This window comes from Corynebacterium sp. UMB9976 (assembly GCF_030212265.1).
Taxonomy (GTDB): Bacteria; Actinomycetota; Actinomycetes; order Mycobacteriales; family Mycobacteriaceae; genus Corynebacterium.
On sequence record NZ_JASODY010000051.1, the window covers coordinates 1 to 909 of the forward strand.

At 56.7% G+C, this 909-nt stretch carries 1 protein-coding gene; it reads left to right on the forward strand.

Annotated features, from left to right (window positions below; all coding sequences use genetic code 11):
• The coding region (locus tag QP140_RS09740; protein ID WP_284759459.1) for an IS30 family transposase at window positions 1–879 on the forward strand (879 nt) is incomplete at its 5' end.
• Window positions 880–909: the final 30 nt, after the last annotated feature.

Consider the following 909-nt stretch of genomic DNA (forward strand, 5'->3'; position numbering starts at 1 on the left):
CGCGAGATTAGTCGCAATAGTGGTGATGATGGCATTTATCGCCCGTTTGAGGCGCACCGGAAGTCAACGCTTCGGAGGTTTCGGCCGAAGGTGTCGAAGATTGCGGCGAATCCTCGGTTGAAACAGCAGGTGTGGCAGTGGTTGCGGATGGAGTTTTCCCCTGAGCAGGTGGCTGGCCGGTTGCGCAGGGAATTCCCTGGCGATGAGACTATGCATGTGAGTCATGAAACGATCTATCAAGAGCTGTACTGCCAGGCCAGAGGCGAGTTGAAGAAGGTGGTGGCCCATGCCCTTCGTACGGGGCGGACGCGGCGTAAACCGCGTGGTCAGCGTGTTGCGAGGAGTCGGTTTGTTGATCCGATGATCATGATTGCTGATCGTCCTGCTGTTGTTGAGGATCGGGCTGTGCCGGGGCATTGGGAGGGTGATCTGATTATCGGTGCAGGTGGAAGGTCTGCGATTGGGACGTTGGTGGAGCGGACGACGCGGTATGTGATGTTGCTGCATTTGCCGGATGGGCATGGTGCGGTGGCGGTGCGTGATGCGCTGGTGGAGGCGATTATGACGTTGCCGCAGCATCTTCGGGGGTCGTTGACCTGGGATCAGGGTTCAGAGATGGCTGGTCATAGGTCGTTTAGCATTGCGACGGATTGTCCGGTGTATTTCTGTGATCCGGGGTCGCCGTGGCAGCGGGGGACGAATGAGAACACTAATGGGTTGTTGCGTCAGTATTTTCCGAAGGGTGCGGATTTGAGTGTTTATGGGCGGGAGGAGTTGGAGCTTGTTGCTCATCGGTTGAATTGTCGGCCGCGTAAGACGTTGGGTTTTGCTACTCCTGCGGAGCGGATGGCGGAGCTGTTAGATTTAGCTGAAAGCTAGGAAATGTTGCAACGACCCCTAGAATCCGCC